Consider the following 17,763-nt stretch of genomic DNA (forward strand, 5'->3'; position numbering starts at 1 on the left):
CAGGGAGATCCTTATGAAATCGCGTGCCGCCGTCGCCTTTGCCCCCGGCAAACCCCTTGAAATCGTGGAAATCGATGTCGCGCCCCCGGAAAAGGGCGAGGTGCTGATCCGCATCACCGACACCGGCGTGTGCCACACCGACGCCTTCACGCTGTCGGGCGACGATCCCGAGGGCCTGTTCCCGGTCGTGCTCGGCCACGAAGGCGCGGGCGTCGTGGTCGAAGTTGGCGAGGGCGTCACCTCGGTCAAACCGGGCGATCACGTCATTCCGCTGTACACCGCCGAATGCGGCGAATGCCTGTTCTGCAAATCGGGCAAGACGAACCTCTGCACCTCGGTCCGCGCGACCCAGGGCAAGGGCGTGATGCCCGACGGCACCTCGCGGTTTTCCTATAACGGCCAACCCATCTATCACTACATGGGCTGCTCGACCTTCTCGGAATACACGGTGGTGGCCGAGGTCTCGCTCGCCAAGATCAACCCCGATGCCAATCACGAGCAGGTCTGCCTGCTTGGCTGCGGCGTGACCACCGGCATCGGCGCGGTGCATAACACGGCGAAGGTGCAGGAAGGCGACAGCGTCGCCGTCTTCGGTCTGGGCGGCATCGGCCTTGCGGTCATTCAGGGCGCGCGGCAGGCGAAGGCCGGGCGCATCATCGCCATCGATACCAACCCGTCGAAATTCGATCTGGCGCGGCAGTTCGGCGCCACTGATTTCGTCAACCCGAAGGATCACGACAAGCCCGTTCAGCAGGTGATCGTCGAGATGACCGGCTGGGGTGTCGATCACAGCTTCGAATGCATCGGCAACGTCAATGTCATGCGCGCGGCGCTGGAATGCGCCCATCGCGGCTGGGGGCAGTCGATCATCATCGGCGTTGCGGGCGCGGGGCAGGAAATCTCGACCCGGCCGTTCCAGCTGGTGACCGGGCGCAAATGGATGGGCACCGCCTTTGGCGGGGTGAAGGGGCGGTCGCAACTGCCGGGCATGGTCGAGCAGGCGATGGCCTGCGAGATCGAGCTTGAACCTTTCGTCACCCACACGATGGCGCTGGATCAGATCAACGAGGCCTTCGATCTGATGCATGAAGGCAAGTCGATCCGTTCCGTCATCAAGTTCTGAGGATCGGGATGGACCGTCTGGAAACCCACGCCGCGTTCGGCGGCACACAGGAGGTGTGGAAACACACCTCCGCCACGCTCGGCTGCGCGATGAGCTTTGGCATCTTCACCCCGGCGCGTGATCCTGGCGAGCGGCTGCCGGTCGTCTACTGGCTCTCGGGGCTGACCTGCAGCGAGCAGAACTTCATCACCAAGGCGGGGGCGCAGGCTTATGCGGCCCAGCATCGGGTGATTGTTGTCGCTCCCGACACCTCGCCCCGTGGCGAGGGGGTGGCCGATGATCCGGCCTATGATCTGGGGCAGGGGGCGGGGTTCTACCTCAACGCCACCGAGGCGCCCTGGGCGGCGCATTACCGGATGCACGATTATGTCGTGACCGAACTGCCCGCGCTGATCGAGGCGGACTTCGCGGCCTCCGACCGGCGTTCGGTGATGGGGCATTCGATGGGCGGGCACGGGGCGCTGGTCGCGGCGCTGCGCAATCCCGGCCGCTACCTGGCCGTTTCGGCCTTCTCGCCGATCGTCGCGCCGATGCAGGTGCCCTGGGGCGAAAAGGCGTTTTCGGCCTATCTGGGGCCGGACCGCGCGGCTTGGGCGGAGTGGGATGCGACGGCGCTCCTTGCGGGCGCGACCGAGCGTCTGCCGATCCTGATCGATCAGGGCGAGGCGGACAGCTTCCTTGAGGGGCAGCTCAAGCCCTGGCTTCTGGCCGAGGAAGCGGCGCGGCTCGGGCATCCGCTGCGGCTGCGCCGTCATCCGGGCTATGACCACAGCTACTATTTCATCGCCAGCTTCCTAGGCGATCATTTCGCCCATCACGCTGCGGCCCTGCACGGCTGATCGCAAACGGAAAAGGCCCCGCGGCGAACCGCAGGGCCTTTCCCGGAGGTTGGTTCGGAGGTTGTGTTATTCGCGATTGCCGAGGAATTGCAGCAGGAACATGAACAGGTTCAGGAAGTCGAGGTAGAGCTGCAGCGCGCCAAGGATCGCGGCCTTGCCAAGGAAATCGGCATCCGACTGGGCGAGTTGCAGGTAGGTGTTCTTGATGTTCTGCGTGTCATAGGCGGTCAGACCCGCGAACAGCAGCACGCCGATCACCGAGATCGCGAATTGCAGCGCCGACGAGGCGATGAAGATGTTCAGGAGCGACGCCACAACCAGCCCGATCACGCCCATCATCAGGAACGAGCCGAAAGCCGACAGGTTGCGCTTCGTGGTGTAGCCGTAAAGCGAGAGCGACGCGAAGGCGATCGCGGTGATCAGGAAGGTCTGGGCGATCGAAACGCCGGTATAGACCTTGAAGATCGAGGCGAGCGACAGGCCCATCAGCGCCGAATAGCCGAAGAACACCATCTGCGCAGTCGAGGTCTGCATCTTGTGGATCATCGCCGAGAAGGCGAAGACGACCACGAGCGGGGCGAACATCACCACCCATTTCAGCGGCGTGCCGAACAGCGTCATCAGCAGTTGGTCGTTCAGGCTGACGCCAAAGGCCACGGCGCCGGTGACGATCATCGCCACCGACATCAGGCCATAGACCTTGTTCATATGGGTCCGAAGACCCTCGTCGATATAGCTCGCACGGCCAGCCGCGGTGCTTTGCATCGTGTTGAAATTAGCCATGTGCTTGTCTCCAGTCTTTGGCAGCGGCACGCGCGAGGGGCCGCTTCGGGTCCGATATCGGAAAGGACCCTGCGGGTTTCAAGAACCCGGCGGCAGAAAATCGGCCGCCGGTGGGGTGGCCTCACCCCATCGTGACGACGATCTTGCCGGTCGAGCGGCGGGCACGCAACATCTCGAGTGCCGCGGCGGTCTGCGACAGGGGGAAGCGGGCCGAGATATGCGGCCGCAAGCTGCCATCGGCCGCAAGGGCGAACAGTTCGGTCATCGAGCGTTGCAGCGCCGCCGGATCGAGATCGAGATAACCGCCCCAGTAAAGCCCATGAATCTCAAGGTTTTTCACCAGCGCGTGGTTGAGCTTCAGCGTGGGCGGCTGGCCCGCGGCAAAGCCGATGACAAGGAAGCGCCCGCCGGGTTTCAGGGCTGCGAAACCGGCCTCGCCCAAGGCTCCGCCCACCGCGTCATAGACGACATCGGCGCCGCCAAGCGCTTTCAGCGCGGCCTTCAGGTCGGGAGTTTCGGCGTCGAGCGTCTCGGCAGCGCCTGCCTGCGCCGCAATGGCGCACTTCTCGGCGCCGCGGGCGACGGCGATCACCCGCGCGCCCATCCGTGCCCCAAGCTCGACCGCGGTCAGGCCAACACCCCCGGCCGCGCCGAGCACGACCAGCGTCTCGCCCGCGCAAAGCCGTCCGCGCCGCGTCAACGCCAGATGCGACGTGCCATAAGCGATCTGAAAAGCGGCGGCGGTCTCGAAATCGAGGCTGTCGGGCAGGGGGGTGCAACGGTCTTCGGCAAAGACCCCGGCCTCGGCCAGCCCGCCATGGCCGGCATGGATGGCGACGCGCGTGCCCGGCGCAAGTCTGCAGCCCTGACCTGCGGCGGTGATCGTTCCGGCCGCCTCAAGCCCCGGCACGAAAGGCAGCGGCGGCGTCGCCTGATAGCTGCCCTCGAGCATCAGCAGATCGGCAAAATTGAGCCCGCAGGCCGCGATCTGCACCGCGACTTCGCCCGGACCGGGCGCGGGCAGCGGCAGATCGGCGAGGGCGGGCGGCGTCGTCGGATCGGTATGAAGGAAGGCGCGCATCTTGTCCTGTCGGTGACCTCTGGTGCCTCAGCCTAGCCCGCCCGGGACAGGGTGGCCAGTCTCGGGATGGTAGTTGATTGGCGAATCAACCGGAACGCGAGGCTTGCGGGTGACGCTTGGGAATTTGCAATGTGCGATGCAATTTGCGAATATGCCGGTTCAGAAAGCGGGAATGGGGTGGAGGTCTTGACAAGACATGGTTAACAATATCAGCTTGTGCGACATAAGGTAGCGGACTTGCAGGGGAAATACCTGTCTTTTTGGATAGTTTCCAGATTTTGCAACCGAAACGGCAATCAACGCTATGCTAGCTTCACACATCCGAAGAGTTCAGGGGAAGAATGAATGAAGCATCCGGTCGATGTCCATGTGGGCAAGCGTATCCGTCACCGCCGTTGGCTGGTGGGGGTCACGCAACAACAACTCGCCGACAAGGTCGGCATCAAGTTCCAGCAGATTCAGAAATACGAAACGGGGATGAACCGTGTCTCGGCCTCGCGGCTTTGGGACATTGCCGACGCGCTTGATGTGCCGGTTGCGTTCTTCTTCGAAGGATTGTCGGGCGAAGACCCGAACACGGCCGCGCAGGAAGGGGATCTGTTCTCCGACAAGGAAGCGCTGGCCTTGGTGCGTTCGTACTACGCGATCCCCGAGGCGCAGCGGCGCCGTCTGTTCGAACTGGCGAAGGTTCTCTCCGACGTGGCTTGATAAGGCCGCACAATCGGGGTTGAAGATATGGGGAGCGGTGACGCTCCCCTTTCGTATTTCCGGAGCCCCCCCTATGCCGTCGTCCATGCCACCCCATCTGAGCGAGGCCGAAAAGGCCGATCTGATCGCCACCGCCGAAGCCCTGGCCGATGCCGCCCGCGTGGCGACGCTCGCGCATTTCCGCACGCCGGGGGGGATTGCCGCCGAGACGAAGGAGGCCGTGCGCTTCGATCCGGTGACCGTGGCCGACCGCGCCGCGGAACAGGCGATGCGCGCGATCCTGGCCGAGCGGCGGCCTGCGGACGGGATCTGGGGCGAGGAATTTGGCGTGACACGGGGCACAAGCGGTCTGACCTGGGTTCTGGACCCGATCGACGGCACGCGGGGGTATCTCTCGGGCACGCCGACCTGGGGGGTGCTGATCGCGCTCTCGGTCGAAGGCGACGCCAAGCCCGGGGCGCCGCTGATGGGGCTGATCGACCAGCCCTATATCGGCGAGCGGTTTCTGGGCGGGTTCGGGCAGGCGCGGGTGACGGGACCGCTGGGGCAGGCCGATTTGCACACGCGCGGGCCGCGGCCGCTCGCCGAGGCGATCCTGTATTCCACCTTCCCCGAGGTCGGCACGCCCGAGGAGGGCGCGGCTTTCGCGCGGCTGTCGAAGCAGGTGAAGCTGACGCGCTACGGCACCGATTGCTATGCCTACGGGCTGATCGCGGCCGGGCAGATCGATCTGGTGGTCGAGGCCGGGCTGCAGCCCTATGACGTCGGCGGTCCGATCGCGGTGATCGAGGCGGCGGGCGGGATCGTGACCGACTGGACGGGCGGTCCGGCGCATGAGGGCGGGCGCGTGCTGGCGGCGGCGAATGTCGAGATCCATGCCGCGGCGCTGGCGGTGCTGAACGGTTGAGGGGGGCAGGCGGGGGCTGCCGCCCCCGCACCCCCGCCCGAAAGGGCCATCTGGCCCCTTCGGACTTCCCCGAGGCGGGGGGCGTTGCGCGGGAGGTTGCGATGCGGGAAGTTCTGATCCGGGGCGCCGAGGTCCTTGTCACGATGGACGGTGCGCGGCGGGAATTGCGCGGCGCCGATCTGCTGATCCGGGGCGGCGAGATTGCCGCCGTGGGGCAGGGGCTGGTGACCACGGGCGAGGTCGTTTCGGCTGCGGGCTGCGTTGTCACGCCGGGGCTGATCAACACGCACCATCATCTTTATCAGACGCTGACCCGCGCGGTGCCGGGCGGGCAGGATGCGCTTCTGTTCGGCTGGCTGAAGACGCTTTACCCGATCTGGGCGCAGATGGGGCCGGAGGAGATCTTCACCTCGGCGCAGATTGGTCTGGCGGAGCTGGCGCTGTCGGGCTGCACGCTCTCGTCGGATCACCTCTATCTTTACCCCAACGGCGCGCGGCTCGACGATACGATCGCCGCCGCGGCCGAGCTGGGGCTGCGCTTTCACCCGACCCGCGGCGCGATGTCGATCGGCGAAAGCGCGGGGGGGCTGCCGCCCGACAGTCTGGTCGAGCGCGAAGAGGCGATCCTGACCGATTGCATCCGCGTCATCGACGCCCATCACGATCCGCGCCCCGGGTCGATGCTGCGGGTGGGCGTGGCCCCCTGTTCGCCGTTTTCGGTCTCGCGCGAGCTGATGCGCGATGCGGCCGTGCTGGCGCGCGACAAGGGCGTGATGCTGCACACCCATCTGGCCGAGAATGACGAGGATATCGCCTATTCGCTGCACCAGTTCGGCTGCCGCCCGGGCCAATATGCCGAGGATCTGGGCTGGACCGGCGCCGATGTCTGGCATGCCCATTGCGTCAAGCTCTCGGGTTCGGAAATTGATCTTTTTGCCCGCTCGAAGACCGGGGTTGCCCATTGCCCCTGTTCGAATTGTCGCCTTGGCTCGGGCATTGCGCCGATCCGGGCGATGCGCGATGCGGGGGTGAATGTGGCTTTGGGCGTCGATGGGTCGGCCAGCAATGACGCGGGCAATCTGATTGCCGAGGCGCGGCAGGCGATGCTGTTGCAACGGGTGCAAAATGGCGCCGATGCAATGTCCGTGCGCGAGGCGCTGGAGATCGCCACCCTTGGCGGCGCGCAGGTTTTGGGGCGCCCCGAATTGGGCAGTCTCGAACCCGGAAAACGCGCCGATCTGGCGATCTGGGATGTCTCGGGGCTCGAAGCTGCAGGCGCCTGGGACCCTGTCGCGGCGCTGCTTCTGTCCGGCCCGACGCGGGTGAAGCATCTTTTCGTTGAAGGTCGTCAGATCGTCCGCGATGATCAGATCACCACGCTCGATCTGCCCCGCGTCGTCGAACGTGCGAACCACCTCGCCCGCGCCCTTGCGCGCTGATTTTATCTTGCTGCAAATATCTCGGGGTGAGACGGGCAAGGCGGCCTTCCGGGGGAAGGACGCCCCGTCGAACGGGCAGAGCCCCGCTCCATCGGCAAGGCCGCGCGCCCGCTATTTCATCCGCCGCCCGGCCACCCAGACCCCGGCGATGGCACGATCATCGCCCATCATGATCGTCGGAAAGAGCGCCTCCCAGAAATCGCCCGCCCGCTCGGCGCGCTGGGCAATCGCGGGGGTCGAGGCCAGATCGACCGCGATCAGATCCGCCTCCATCCCGACGGCGATATTGCCCACCGCGTGATCGATGCGCAAAACCTGCGCCGCGCCGACCGTCGCGAGATACCAAAGCGCGGCCGGGTGCAACGCGCCACGCCGCAACTGCCCGATCTCATAGGCCGCCGCCATCGTGCGCAGCATCGAAAAGCTCGAACCGCCTCCGGTGTCCGTGGCGAGCCCGATCCTGATCCCGGCCGAAGCGAGCCCCGCCGCATCAAAGAGCCCCGAGCCGATGAAGCTGTTCGAGGTCGGGCAATGCGCCAGCCCCGCGCCGACATCGCGCAGCCGGGCAATCTCGCGCGGTTCCAGATGGATCGCATGGCCATAGACGCCGTTCTCGCCCAGCAGACCGAAGGTCTCGTAGGTGTCGAGATAATCCCGCGCCGCCGGATAGAGGCTTTTCACCCAGGCGATTTCATCGATCTGCTCGCTCAGATGCGTTTGCATCAGGCAATCGGGATGCTCGGCCCACAGCGACCCCAGCGCCAGCAGCTGATCGGGCGTCGAGGTCGGCGAAAACCGCGGCGTGATCACGTAGCCCAGCCGGTCGCGGCCATGCCAGCGTGTGAGCAGCGACTTGCTCTCGTCATAGGCGGCCTGCGCCGTGTCGCGCAGCCCCGCGGGCGCGGTGTCGCGATCCATGCAGGTCCGCCCCGCGAGCGCCCGCATCCCCCGCCGCGCCGCCTCGCTCATGAAGGCATCGACCGAAGACGAATGGATCGTCGCATAGGAACACATCGAGGTCGTGCCATGCGCCAGCGCCAGATCGAAATAGCGCGAGGCGATCTCGGCGGCATAGGCCGGATCGGCAAAGCGCATCTCTTCGGGGAAGGTGTAGCTGTTCAGCCAGTCGATCAGCCGCTTGCCCCAGCTCGCGATGATCGCGGTCTGCGGGTAATGCACATGCGCGTCGATGAAGCCCGCCGAAATCAGCTTATCGCCCAGATCGGTGCGATGCGCCTGCGGGTGGCGGGCCAGCACCGCCTCGGCCGGACCGACATCGACGATCCGCCCCGCCTCGATCGCCACCGCGCCCTGACGGTCATGTCGCGCCGCCGACGGCCCCTCGATCCTCGCATCCGAGGCAAATCGCAGTATCTGACCCAGCAAAATCTCCACGCGCCACCTTCCTTTCCCGTGCAGGCTCATGCTAGGGCCGCAACCATGCTTCGGCAATCACGGCTTTTTTGTCGCAGGCGGCTGCGATAAGGTGGCGGCAAACCAGAATACGGCAGATCAGGGGGCGGCATGGCGGAAGAGCGGGCAGAAGAGCACGAAGCCGAAGACCTGCCCGCGCTGACCGAAGATCTGGTCGAACGCGTTCTGGAAGCGACCGAAGCGGGCGATGCGGCCCTGCTCGCGGATCTGCTCGAACCTCTGCACGGCGCCGACGTTGCCGACCTTCTCGAACAGGTCACCACGGCTGAACGGCGCGAGATCCTGCGGCTTTACGGCCGCGAGATGGATGGCGAGATCCTCACCGAGATCGACGAATCGATCCGCGAGGAGGTGATCGAACAGATCCCCGCCGATGTTCTGGCCGAAGCCGTGCGCGAGCTTGACTCGGATGACGTCGTCGACCTGATCGAGGATCTCGAAGAGGTCCAGCAGGAGGCCATCCTCGAGGCGCTGGATGAAACCGACCGCGCCGCGGTCGAGCAATCGCTGACCTGGCCCGAATATTCCGCCGGCCGTCTGATGCAGCGCGAGGTCGTCGTTGCGCCCCAGCACTGGACCGTGGCCGAGGCGACCGAATTCCTGCGCAGCGAGGAATGGCTGCCCGATCAGTTCTATCACGTCATCCTCGTCGATCCGGCCTATCATCCGGTGGGCTATGTGACGCTGGGCAAGATCTTGTCGTCAAAGCCCGACACGCGGCTGACCGCGATCACCGAGGACAGTTTCCGCACCATTTCCGCCCGGCAGGAAGAAGGCGACGTCGCCTATGCTTTCAACCAGTATCACCTGATTTCCGCGCCGGTGACCGACGATGATGGCTGGCTGGTCGGTGTGATCACCATCGATGACGCGATGAACGTGCTCGATGAAGAACACGAGGAAGACATCCTGCGTCTCGCTGGCGTGGGCGAGGAAAGCTCGATTTCCGACTCGGTTCTGGAAACCGTGCGCCAGCGTCTGCCGTGGCTGGTGGCGAACCTCTTCACCGCCTCGCTTTCCGCCGTGGTGATTTCGCAGTTTCAGGCGACGATCTCGTCGCTTGTCGCGCTGGCCGCGCTGATGCCGATCGTTGCCTCGACGGGCGGGATTGCGGGAACGCAATCGCTGGCTGTGGCGGTGCGGGCACTGGCAACGCGCGATCTGACCGCCTCGAACGCGCGGCGCGTGGTGTTGCGCGAAATCGGCGCGGGGGTGGTGAATGGTCTCAGCCTGGCGATGCTTCTGGGCGTTGCCGGGGCGGTGATCTTCGGCCATCCGGCGCTGGGCCTCGTTCTGGGCCTTGCGATGATCGTCAATCAGATGGTCGCGGCGCTGGGCGGGGTGATGGTGCCCTTGACGCTCGAACGGCTGGGCCTTGACCCGGCGCTCGCCTCGGGCACTTTCGTGACGACGCTCACCGACGTGATGGGCTTCTTCGCCTTCCTTGGGCTTGCGACATGGGTGCTGGTATGACCGATCTGGCCGCGCTCAAGGCCGAGGCCCGCAAGGCTGCCTTTGCCGCCCGCAAGGCTGCCTTTGCGGCGGGGCAGGGCGACGCTTGCGAGCATCTTCTGGCAGCGCTGATGCGGTTCGAGGGGGCGCCGATGGCGGGTTATCTGCCGATCCGCACCGAGATTGACCCGCGCCCGGCGATGGCCGCGCATCTGGGGCCGGTCGGCGTGCCGGTGATCCTCGGTGAGGGGCAGCCGCTCGTCTTTCGCACATGGACCCCCGAGGCGGCGCTGATCCCCGGCCCCTTCGGCGCGGCGATCCCCGAGACGGGCGCCGAGATCACGCCGCGTGTGCTGATCGTGCCGCTCGTCGCCTTTGATCGGCGCGGCTATCGGCTCGGCTATGGCGGCGGCTTTTATGACCGCACGCTGGAACGTCTGCGCGCGGCGGGCCCCGCCACGGCGATCGGCTTCGCCTTTGCGGCGCAGGAGATGGAAGCGGTGCCGACCGAGCCCACCGACCAGCCGCTTGATCTGATCGTGACCGAGCGCGGCCCGATCTATCCCCAGCACGGCTAAGCACAACTGAGGCGCGGATTTTTGACGCGCGCGCAACCCTTCGGGTGCGTTGCGGCGCGAATCTGCTATGCTGGGGCAACGATCTTCTTTCGGTTCTTGTCCCATGCGTTTCATCGACTGTCCGCAAGAGGCCCCGACATTCCTTGCCGCCCTCGCGCAGGTTGCGCTGTCCGGGGCGCGGCCCACTCCCGATCAACCCTGTTTGGCTGCCGTCGGTCCGCGCACCGATGATCTTGCCCCATGACGGAGGACATCCATGTCACAGACGACTGACCTTCCGAGTTGCGATCTGGTGCTGAAAGGGGGCGTCACCTCCGGGGTGGTCTATCCCAAGGCGCTGAAAAAGCTGTCCGATGCCTATCGCTTCCGTCAGGTCGGCGGCACGTCGGCGGGCGCGATTGCGGCCGTTTTCGCTGCTGCGGCGGAATATGGCCGCGACAAGGGCGGCTTTGACAAGATCGAGGGGCTGGCCGACGAACTTTCGACCACGATCCTCGAGAAATTCCAGCCGGTGCCGGAGCTGGCGCCGCTTTTCCGGCTGCTGCTTGCGGCGCAAAAGGGCAAGACGGCGGGGATCCTCTGGGCGCTTGCGCGGGGCTATCCGCGCGAGATGGTGCAGGGCGCGGCCTTGGGGATCGTGATGGTGATCCTGGCGCTTTTTGCCTCGTCGACCGTGGTCTGGGGCTGGTTGCTTCTGGGCCTTGTGGCGATGGCGGCAGGCGGGCTTGGCTGGCCGCTTTGGGAGGCGAAAAAACAGGCGACCGAGGGTCTGGCAGCGCATGATTACGGCATCTGCACGGGGCGCACGCAAAAGGGCTACAAACCCGATACCGGCCTGTCGGACTGGATGGCGAAGCGCATCGACGAAATCGCCTTTGGCGCCGTCGGCCCCGCGCCTTTGACGCTGAAGATGCTGGCAGACAGGGGGATCCGGGTGCAGACGGTGACCACCGACATCACCACGCACCGCCCCTTTGTGCTGCCGATGCGCAACAACCAGCATGCCTTCGATCCCGAGGAATTCGCCCGCATTTTCCCCGACCGGATCGTGGCTTACATGGTGGCGCACTCGCAGCCGGTCGACGCGAAATGGGCCGATCCCACCGGACGGCTGCGGCTGTTCCGCTTTGATGACATGCCGGTCGTCGTGCTGGCGCGGATGAGCCTGTCGTTTCCGATGCTGATTTCTGCCGTGCCGCTGCACCGGGTCGATTACACGCTGGTCAAGGCGGAACCGGCGGCGAAGCTTTGCCGCTGTCTGTTCTCTGACGGCGGGCTTTCGTCGAACTTCCCGGTGCATTTCTTCGACCATGTGCTGCCGCTTTCGCCCACTTTCGGGATTTCGCTGGGCGAATTCGACCCCGAGCGGGTGGACGAGGGGGACGAGGCGACGCCTCGAATCAAGATGCCGACCGATCCGCAAAAAGGGCGGCTGTTGCCGACGCACAGGATTTCGGGGCTGGGCAGCTTTGTCATGGCGTTGTTCAACAGCGCCAAGGACTGGCAGGATTCGCTGCAATCGGTGCTGACCGGGTTTCGCGAGCGCATCGTGACGGTGAACCTGACCGCGGACGAGGGCGGGCTGAACCTGCAGATGGCGCCCGAGACGATTACCCGCTTGACCGGCTATGGCGCGCAGGCGGGCGAGGCGCTCGTCGGTCGGTTCACGCTTGAGGAACACCAGTTGCGTCGATTCCTGACCGAGCTTCCGGCGCTGGAACGGGTGCTGATGGATTTCGCTGATCACTGGTTGACGCCGCGGGATCCCGCGCAACCGCCCGGGCCGGAAAATCCGCTGATCTATGAAACGCTGGTGCAGGGCCATAGCGGCGAATCCTACGACCTGTCCAAAGAGTTGCGCGAAAAACTGATCGCCCGGGCACAGCGGATCGCCGATCTGGGGGTGACCTTCTACTGTGATCCGCTCTCCACGCACGAAAAGACGAAACTGCCCGCCAGCTCATCCCGGATGCGCCATATCGCCGACATGGATACAACCCCGCGCGAGCTGGAGCCCAAACCCTCCGCGGCTTGGCCGCATCTGGCCAATCTCTATCCGGACGTGTAAGGCCGGGGCATCATGACCGATGACACCCTGCCGCCGTGCCCCGAATGCGCCAGCACGTTCACCTATCAGGTGGACGCGCTTTTGACCTGTCCCGAATGCGCCCATGAATGGGCGCCCGGGAGCGAGGCCGCCGAGGCGGGCGCCTTGGGCGAGATCCGCGATGCCGTGGGCAACCTGCTCGCCGATGGCGATACGGTGACGGTGATCAAGGATCTCAAGCTCAAGGGCAGCTCGCAAGTCGTCAAGGTCGGCACCAAGGTGCGCGGCATCCGGCTGGTGCCGGGCGATCACGACATCGACTGCAAGCTGCCCGGCGTCGGGCAGATCGGGCTGAAGTCGCAATTCGTCAAGAAGGTTCAGGACTAAGAAAAAGGGCGCCAGAGGCGCCCTTTGTTCTTTTTGTTGGAGAGGGGCTCGCCTTGCGCGCCTCAGCCCTCGTCCTTCGAGATGAAGCCCGCCACCGGATAGACCCGACCCGCGGCGCTTTCCTGGCTCATCACCCGCACCTGGCTCCAGTCGTTTTTCTTCGACACGTCATGCACGGTCATGCCCAGCGAGATGCGGTTGCGCTGCCAGTTCGCGTGATCGATCTTGATCTCGCGGTCCGACACCACTTCCGACACCACGGCCACATGGCCCATCGGCATCTTGCGCGTCGCCGAGAACGCCATGACCGAACCGACTTCGGGGGTGTGGCTGCGTGCGTAGCGACCCGAGGCCTTCGACCACCAGGTGCCCGCATTGCCCTTCAGATCAATGCCCGAGGCGTTGCGCGCAAAGGGCACACACCAGACGCGGCCGCCGCGGGCGCGCAGTTCCTTGGCGAGGGCCACGGCAGTGTCGCGCCGCACCGGATCGACCTGTTCGGGCCGGTCCTGCGCCGAGGCGAAGTTCATCCGCGGTGTCTGGTCGCCGCCGTTGAAGCTGCCACAGGCCGACAGGGCGGCCAGAGCGGCAACAGCAAGGGGGAGCCGGACAAGCTGTCCGGAGGATGTGAGCGTGATTTTCATCGGACCTGAAACGAAACGTGAGTGGTTTACTTCGTTGCGGGTCAAGCCATACCGGGGATCGCGGTCAGAGTTAAAGCTTCCTGAACAGGTGCGCTGCGGAACGGGCGGAAATCTGCCACGACTCGGCTTTTCGGGTGGCGGATTCCCGCCGATGCTGAAATTTTTTCTTAGGTAGCCCGATGGGTCCGTGGGGCTTTCGAGGTCTGCAAGCTGTCCCTGAAACGGGTCGAAGCGACGCTTTTACGCAAGGCAATGGTTGCTTTCCGGCGGGGCTTCGGCCAAAGGAAATCCATGAAGATCTTGTTTCTTGGCGATGTGATGGGGCGCGCGGGACGCGCGGAAGTGGCGGAACGGCTGCCGAAGCTGCGCGCCGACTGGGGGCTCGATTTCGTCGTGGTGAACGGCGAGAATGCCTCGGGCGGCATGGGGCTGACCGGCGAGCATGCGAAACTTCTGCTGGCTGCGGGCGCGGATGTGGTGACACTGGGCGATCATGCTTTCGATCAGAAGGACATGATGCGCTTCATCGAGACCGAGCCGCGGGTGATCCGCCCGCTCAACTACGCCAAGGAGGCGCCCGGCAAGGGGGCGCGCCTGTTCGAGGATCGCCGCGGCCGCAAGGTGCTGGTGACGCAGGTTCTGGGGCAGGTCTTCATGAAGCGCCCCTTCGACGATCCCTTCTCGGCCATCGACACGGTCTTGCGCACGCATCCGCTGGGCGGGCTGGCGCAGGCGATCGTCGTCGACGTGCATTGCGAGGCGACCTCTGAAAAGATGGCGATGGGGCAATATTGCGATGGCCGGGCCAGCCTTGTCGTCGGCACCCATACCCATGTGCCCACCGCCGATGCGGTGATCCTGAAAGGCGGCACCGCTTATCTGAGCGATGCGGGCATGTGCGGCGACTATGACAGCATCATCGGCATGGAAAAGGCCGAGCCGATGCGCCGCTTCCTGACCGGCATGACGCGCGACCGTTTCACCCCGGCCGAGGGGCCGGTGACGCTTTCGGGCGTTTATATCGAGACCGACGATCGCAGCGGCAAGGCCACGCGCATTGCCCCCGTGCGTGTCGGTGGTCGTTTGCCCGAGGCGACGCCCGTTTGAACGTCTTCGCGCAGATGCCGGATAAATCAGCACTATTTTGTGATAACCGCGACTTTGATGCAGGCCGCGGCGAACAAGGCTTGCCCCCCGACCCTGTGCGGCTAGTATCGCGGGCAAGGAAAGAGGCCTGAAATGATCGACCTTGGACTGAGCCAGACGGCACAAGCCTATTTCACCCTCGCGCTGATCACCGTGATGCTCGCGCTCTTCATGGCAGAAATCTACGCCACGGAAGTCATCGCGATCGGCGGTGCGGCGCTGGTGCTGCTTCTGGGGATCGTGCCCTACAAGGATGCCACGGCGGTTCTGTCGAACAACGCGCCCTGGACCATCGTGATGATGTTCATCCTGATGGGGGGGCTGGTGCGCACCGGCGCGCTCGACTGGCTGACGCGGTTGGCCGAGCGGCATATCGATGACCGCCCCGTTCTGGCCGTCGTCGGCATCTTCGCCGCGATTGCCGCCGCTTCGGCCTTTCTGAACAACACTCCGGTCGTCGTCCTGATGATGCCGGTGATGATGGCGCTAGCGCGGCGGATGGGGGTTTCGCCCTCCAAGTTCTTGATCCCGCTCAGTTTCGCCGCGATCCTGGGCGGCACGGTCACGCTGATCGGCACCTCGACCAACCTGATCGTCGATGGCGTGGCGGTGGACAAGGGGCTTGAACCCTTCTCGATGTTCGAAATCTCGGGTCTGGGCCTCGTGCAGGTGATCGCGGGCGGCCTTTACATGGTTCTGATCGGGCGCCACATCCTGCCTGACCGCACCTCGATGGGTGCGCTTCTGGGCGAAAAGCGCAAGATGAAATTCTTCACCGAGGTCGCGATCCCCGAGGGCTCCGCGCTGATCGGGCAGGCGGTGACCGAGGTCGACCTGTTCAAGCGCGAAGGCATGCGGGTGATCGACGTGCTGCGCGGCGATGCGAGCTTGCGGCGCGATCTGACGGCGGCGGTGCTGGCGGCGGGTGACCGCGTGGTCTTGCGCACCGAAATGGCCGAGCTGATGAGCCTGCAGCAGAACACCGATCTGCGCGTCGTCGACAAGCTGTCCTCGGTGCAGACCGAGACGGTCGAGGTGCTGATCTCGCCCGGTTGCCGGATGATCGGGCGCTCGCTTGGCGATTTGCGGCTGCGCCGTCGGTATGGCGTCTATGTGCTGGCGGCGCACCGGCGCAACCAGAACATCGGCCGAAAGCTCGACGATCTGGTGGTGGTCGTCGGTGATACGCTGCTGCTGGAAGGGTCGCCGGAGGATATCGCGCGTCTGGCGGCCGACATGGATCTGGTCGATGTGACGAAACCGACGGTGCGGCCGTTCCGCCGCTCCAAGGCGCCGATTGCCGTGGGCGCGATGGTGGCGGTGGTGATTCTCTCGGCCTTCGACGTGGCGCCGATCCTGCTGTTGTCGACGGTTGCGGTTGCGGCGATCCTGCTTACCCGCGCGATCGACCCGGACGAGGCGTTTTCCTTCATCGAAGGGCGGCTGATGGCGCTCGTCTTCGCGATGCTCGTCGTCGGGGTCGCGCTCGACAATTCCGGCGCGGTCGAGCTGATCGTGGGCTGGGTCTCGCCGTTCCTGCGCGATCTGCCGCCGCAGTTGACGCTTCTGGCGATCTATGCGCTTGGCTCGTTCCTGACCGAGGTCGTGTCGAACAACGCCGTGGCGGTGATCCTGACTCCGATCGCGATCCAGATGGGGCAGTCGCTCGGCATCGATCCGCGCCCGCTTGTCGTGGCGGTGATGTTCTCGGCTTCGGCCTCGTTCGCGACGCCGATCGGCTATCAGACCAACACGCTGGTCTACGGCCCGGGCGGCTATCGTTTCTCGGATTATCTGAAGGTCGGCGTGCCGCTGAACGTGCTTCTGGCGATCGTGGCGACCTTCGTCATCCCCTTGTTCTGGCCGCTCGTGCCCTGAGGTTCCCATGCGTTTCGCTTTCCAGCTGCCCGCTGCCCTTGCGCTTTCGGCCTGCGCCTCGCTTGCCGTGCCCGTGACTGCGCCCGAACCCAACCCCGAGCGGATCGATCTGCTCGCCAATCGTCTGACGGTGCATTTCAGCGACGGCAGCCGCTGTTCGGCCGATATTGCCGCCGCGCCCTCGGGCACGCTGCCGGGTTGCGCGGTGGCGATGGACTACAGCGTCACGATCCGGCACAAGATCCATGTGCCGGGCGCCGAGGCGCTGATGGAGCCCTATGCCTCGGTGCGCCTGACCCGCAGTTCGGATGGTCACGTCTTCGACTGGGTCACCCCCGATGGCGGCGAGGACAAGCAGCCGGCGAACTTCGGTCATCAGCCGGGCTGAAGCGCCCGGCTTGCGGTAAGCCCGGCCTTTGGCTATAGCGGCCCCAACACAGCAATCGGACGGAGTAGGGGCATGGCAGGCCATTCCAAATGGGCGAACATCCAGCACCGCAAGGGCAAGCAGGATGCGATCCGCTCGAAGATGTTCTCGAAGCTGGCGAAGGAAATCACCGTCGCCGCGAAGATGGGCGACCCTGATCCCGACAAGAACCCGCGTCTGCGTCTGGCGGTGAAGGCCGCCAAGGCGCAATCCATGCCGAAGGACGTGATCGACCGCGCGATCAAGAAATCGCAGATGGGCGATGCGGCGGATTACACCGAAATCCGCTACGAGGGCTACGGGCCGAACGGGATTGCGATCATCGTCGAGGCGATGACCGACAACCTGAACCGCACCGCCTCGAACGTGCGCAGCTATTTCACCAAATCGGGCGGCAACATGGGCCAGACCGGTTCGGTGAGCCACGGCTTCGACCGCGTTGGCGAGATTTCCTATCCCGCCTCGGTGGGCGATGCCGATACGGTGATGATGGCCGCGCTTGAAGCCGGGGCCGATGACGTCGAGAGCGACGACGAAGGTCACTGGATCTATTGCTCGGTCGAGGCGCTGTCGGAAGTTTCGGAAGCGCTCGAGAAAGCCTTGGGCGAATCGACCGAATCGAAGCTGATCTGGAAGCCGCAGACCACGACCGAGGTCGACCTCGAAACCGCGCAGAAGCTGATGAAGCTGATCGATGCGCTGGAAGAGGATGACGACGTGCAGACGGTGACGCATAACTTCGACGTTCCCGAGGATGTCGCCGCGCAGCTCTGAAGAGCTTCCCGGATGGAATTGCAAAGGGCGCCCCTCGGGGCGCCCTTTGTTTTCGCCGCGCTTGGCGCGCCGACCCGCCGGGGGGCTTCGCCCCCCGGACCCCCCAGCGTATTTGA

General features: G+C 65.1%; 17 protein-coding genes. 13 read left to right on the plus strand and 4 right to left on the minus strand.

Annotated features, from left to right (window positions below; all coding sequences use genetic code 11):
• Window positions 1-13 precede the first annotated feature (13 nt).
• On the plus strand, window positions 14-1,123 hold the full coding sequence (locus ACTTAI_RS07190) for an S-(hydroxymethyl)glutathione dehydrogenase/class III alcohol dehydrogenase (protein WP_444455106.1): 1,110 nt from the start codon (window positions 14-16) through the stop codon (window positions 1,121-1,123).
• An 8-nt stretch (window positions 1,124-1,131) separates the two neighbouring features.
• On the plus strand, window positions 1,132-1,962 hold the full coding sequence (gene fghA / locus ACTTAI_RS07195) for an S-formylglutathione hydrolase (RefSeq protein ID WP_444455107.1): 831 nt from the start codon (window positions 1,132-1,134) through the stop codon (window positions 1,960-1,962).
• A 66-nt stretch (window positions 1,963-2,028) separates the two neighbouring features.
• Here fghA and ACTTAI_RS07200 read toward each other — a convergent pair whose 3' ends face one another.
• Window positions 2,029-2,745, minus strand: a complete 717-nt coding sequence (locus ACTTAI_RS07200) for a Bax inhibitor-1/YccA family protein (RefSeq protein ID WP_444455108.1) — start codon at window positions 2,743-2,745, stop codon at window positions 2,029-2,031.
• A gap of 121 nt (window positions 2,746-2,866) precedes the next feature.
• A complete protein-coding gene (locus ACTTAI_RS07205; RefSeq protein WP_444455109.1) occupies window positions 2,867-3,826 on the minus strand; it encodes an NADPH:quinone oxidoreductase family protein in 960 nt (319 codons plus the stop codon).
• A gap of 345 nt (window positions 3,827-4,171) precedes the next feature.
• Between ACTTAI_RS07205 and ACTTAI_RS07210 the strand changes: the two genes are divergently transcribed.
• The 3 genes from ACTTAI_RS07210 to ACTTAI_RS07220 all read left to right on the plus strand — a co-directional run bounded on the left by ACTTAI_RS07210 (window position 4,172) and on the right by ACTTAI_RS07220 (window position 6,880).
• The gene (locus ACTTAI_RS07210) at window positions 4,172-4,534 is read left to right on the plus strand and encodes a helix-turn-helix domain-containing protein (protein WP_444455110.1); all 363 of its coding nucleotides are present in this window, start codon (window positions 4,172-4,174) and stop codon (window positions 4,532-4,534) included.
• 85 nt (window positions 4,535-4,619) lie between these two features.
• Window positions 4,620-5,441 (plus strand): inositol monophosphatase family protein, encoded by an 822-nt coding sequence (locus ACTTAI_RS07215; protein WP_444455111.1) that lies wholly within the window; start codon window positions 4,620-4,622, stop codon window positions 5,439-5,441.
• 101 nt (window positions 5,442-5,542) lie between these two features.
• A complete protein-coding gene (locus tag ACTTAI_RS07220; RefSeq protein WP_444455112.1) occupies window positions 5,543-6,880 on the plus strand; it encodes an 8-oxoguanine deaminase in 1,338 nt (445 codons plus the stop codon).
• Window positions 6,881-6,991: 111 nt separating this feature from the next.
• Here the strand turns inward: ACTTAI_RS07220 and guaD are convergent, their stop codons facing one another.
• On the minus strand, window positions 6,992-8,275 hold the full coding sequence (guaD, locus tag ACTTAI_RS07225) for a guanine deaminase (RefSeq protein WP_444455113.1): 1,284 nt from the start codon (window positions 8,273-8,275) through the stop codon (window positions 6,992-6,994).
• A gap of 129 nt (window positions 8,276-8,404) precedes the next feature.
• Here guaD and mgtE point away from each other — a divergent pair, with 129 nt between their 5' ends.
• From mgtE to ACTTAI_RS07245, 4 genes are all read left to right on the plus strand, one after another.
• Window positions 8,405-9,787 carry a magnesium transporter gene (mgtE, locus tag ACTTAI_RS07230; RefSeq protein ID WP_444455114.1) on the plus strand — a complete coding sequence of 461 codons (1,383 nt, stop codon included), beginning with the start codon at window positions 8,405-8,407 and terminating at the stop codon, window positions 9,785-9,787.
• A complete protein-coding gene (locus tag ACTTAI_RS07235; RefSeq protein ID WP_444455115.1) occupies window positions 9,784-10,344 on the plus strand; it encodes a 5-formyltetrahydrofolate cyclo-ligase in 561 nt (186 codons plus the stop codon). The genes mgtE and ACTTAI_RS07235 overlap by 4 nt, the downstream gene beginning before the upstream one ends.
• Window positions 10,345-10,600: 256 nt before the next feature.
• Window positions 10,601-12,412, plus strand: a complete 1,812-nt coding sequence (locus ACTTAI_RS07240; protein WP_444455116.1) for a patatin-like phospholipase family protein — start codon at window positions 10,601-10,603, stop codon at window positions 12,410-12,412.
• Window positions 12,413-12,424: 12 nt separating this feature from the next.
• Complete coding sequence (locus tag ACTTAI_RS07245; protein ID WP_444455117.1) at window positions 12,425-12,778, plus strand: zinc ribbon domain-containing protein YjdM; 354 nt, start codon at window positions 12,425-12,427, stop codon at window positions 12,776-12,778.
• A 62-nt stretch (window positions 12,779-12,840) separates the two neighbouring features.
• On the opposite strand, the gene ACTTAI_RS07250 is transcribed toward ACTTAI_RS07245, so the two are convergent.
• A complete protein-coding gene (locus ACTTAI_RS07250) occupies window positions 12,841-13,422 on the minus strand; it encodes a CHAP domain-containing protein (protein WP_444455118.1) in 582 nt (193 codons plus the stop codon).
• Window positions 13,423-13,713: 291 nt separating this feature from the next.
• Here ACTTAI_RS07250 and ACTTAI_RS07255 point away from each other — a divergent pair, with 291 nt between their 5' ends.
• From ACTTAI_RS07255 to ACTTAI_RS07270, 4 genes are all read left to right on the plus strand, one after another.
• Window positions 13,714-14,529: a TIGR00282 family metallophosphoesterase gene (locus ACTTAI_RS07255; RefSeq protein WP_444455119.1), complete on the plus strand. Its 816-nt coding sequence runs from the start codon at window positions 13,714-13,716 to the stop codon at window positions 14,527-14,529.
• A 132-nt stretch (window positions 14,530-14,661) separates the two neighbouring features.
• Window positions 14,662-16,446, plus strand: a complete 1,785-nt coding sequence (locus tag ACTTAI_RS07260) for an SLC13 family permease (protein WP_444455120.1) — start codon at window positions 14,662-14,664, stop codon at window positions 16,444-16,446.
• A gap of 7 nt (window positions 16,447-16,453) precedes the next feature.
• Entirely contained in the window at window positions 16,454-16,834 is a 381-nt protein-coding gene (locus ACTTAI_RS07265) for a hypothetical protein (protein ID WP_444455121.1), read from the plus strand.
• A gap of 72 nt (window positions 16,835-16,906) precedes the next feature.
• Entirely contained in the window at window positions 16,907-17,647 is a 741-nt protein-coding gene (locus ACTTAI_RS07270; protein ID WP_444455122.1) for a YebC/PmpR family DNA-binding transcriptional regulator, read from the plus strand.
• The last annotated feature ends 116 nt before the right edge of the window (window positions 17,648-17,763 follow it).

Source organism: Rhodobacter capsulatus, from assembly GCF_052363175.1.
In the GTDB taxonomy this organism is placed as follows: domain Bacteria; phylum Pseudomonadota; class Alphaproteobacteria; order Rhodobacterales; family Rhodobacteraceae; genus Rhodobacter; species Rhodobacter capsulatus_D.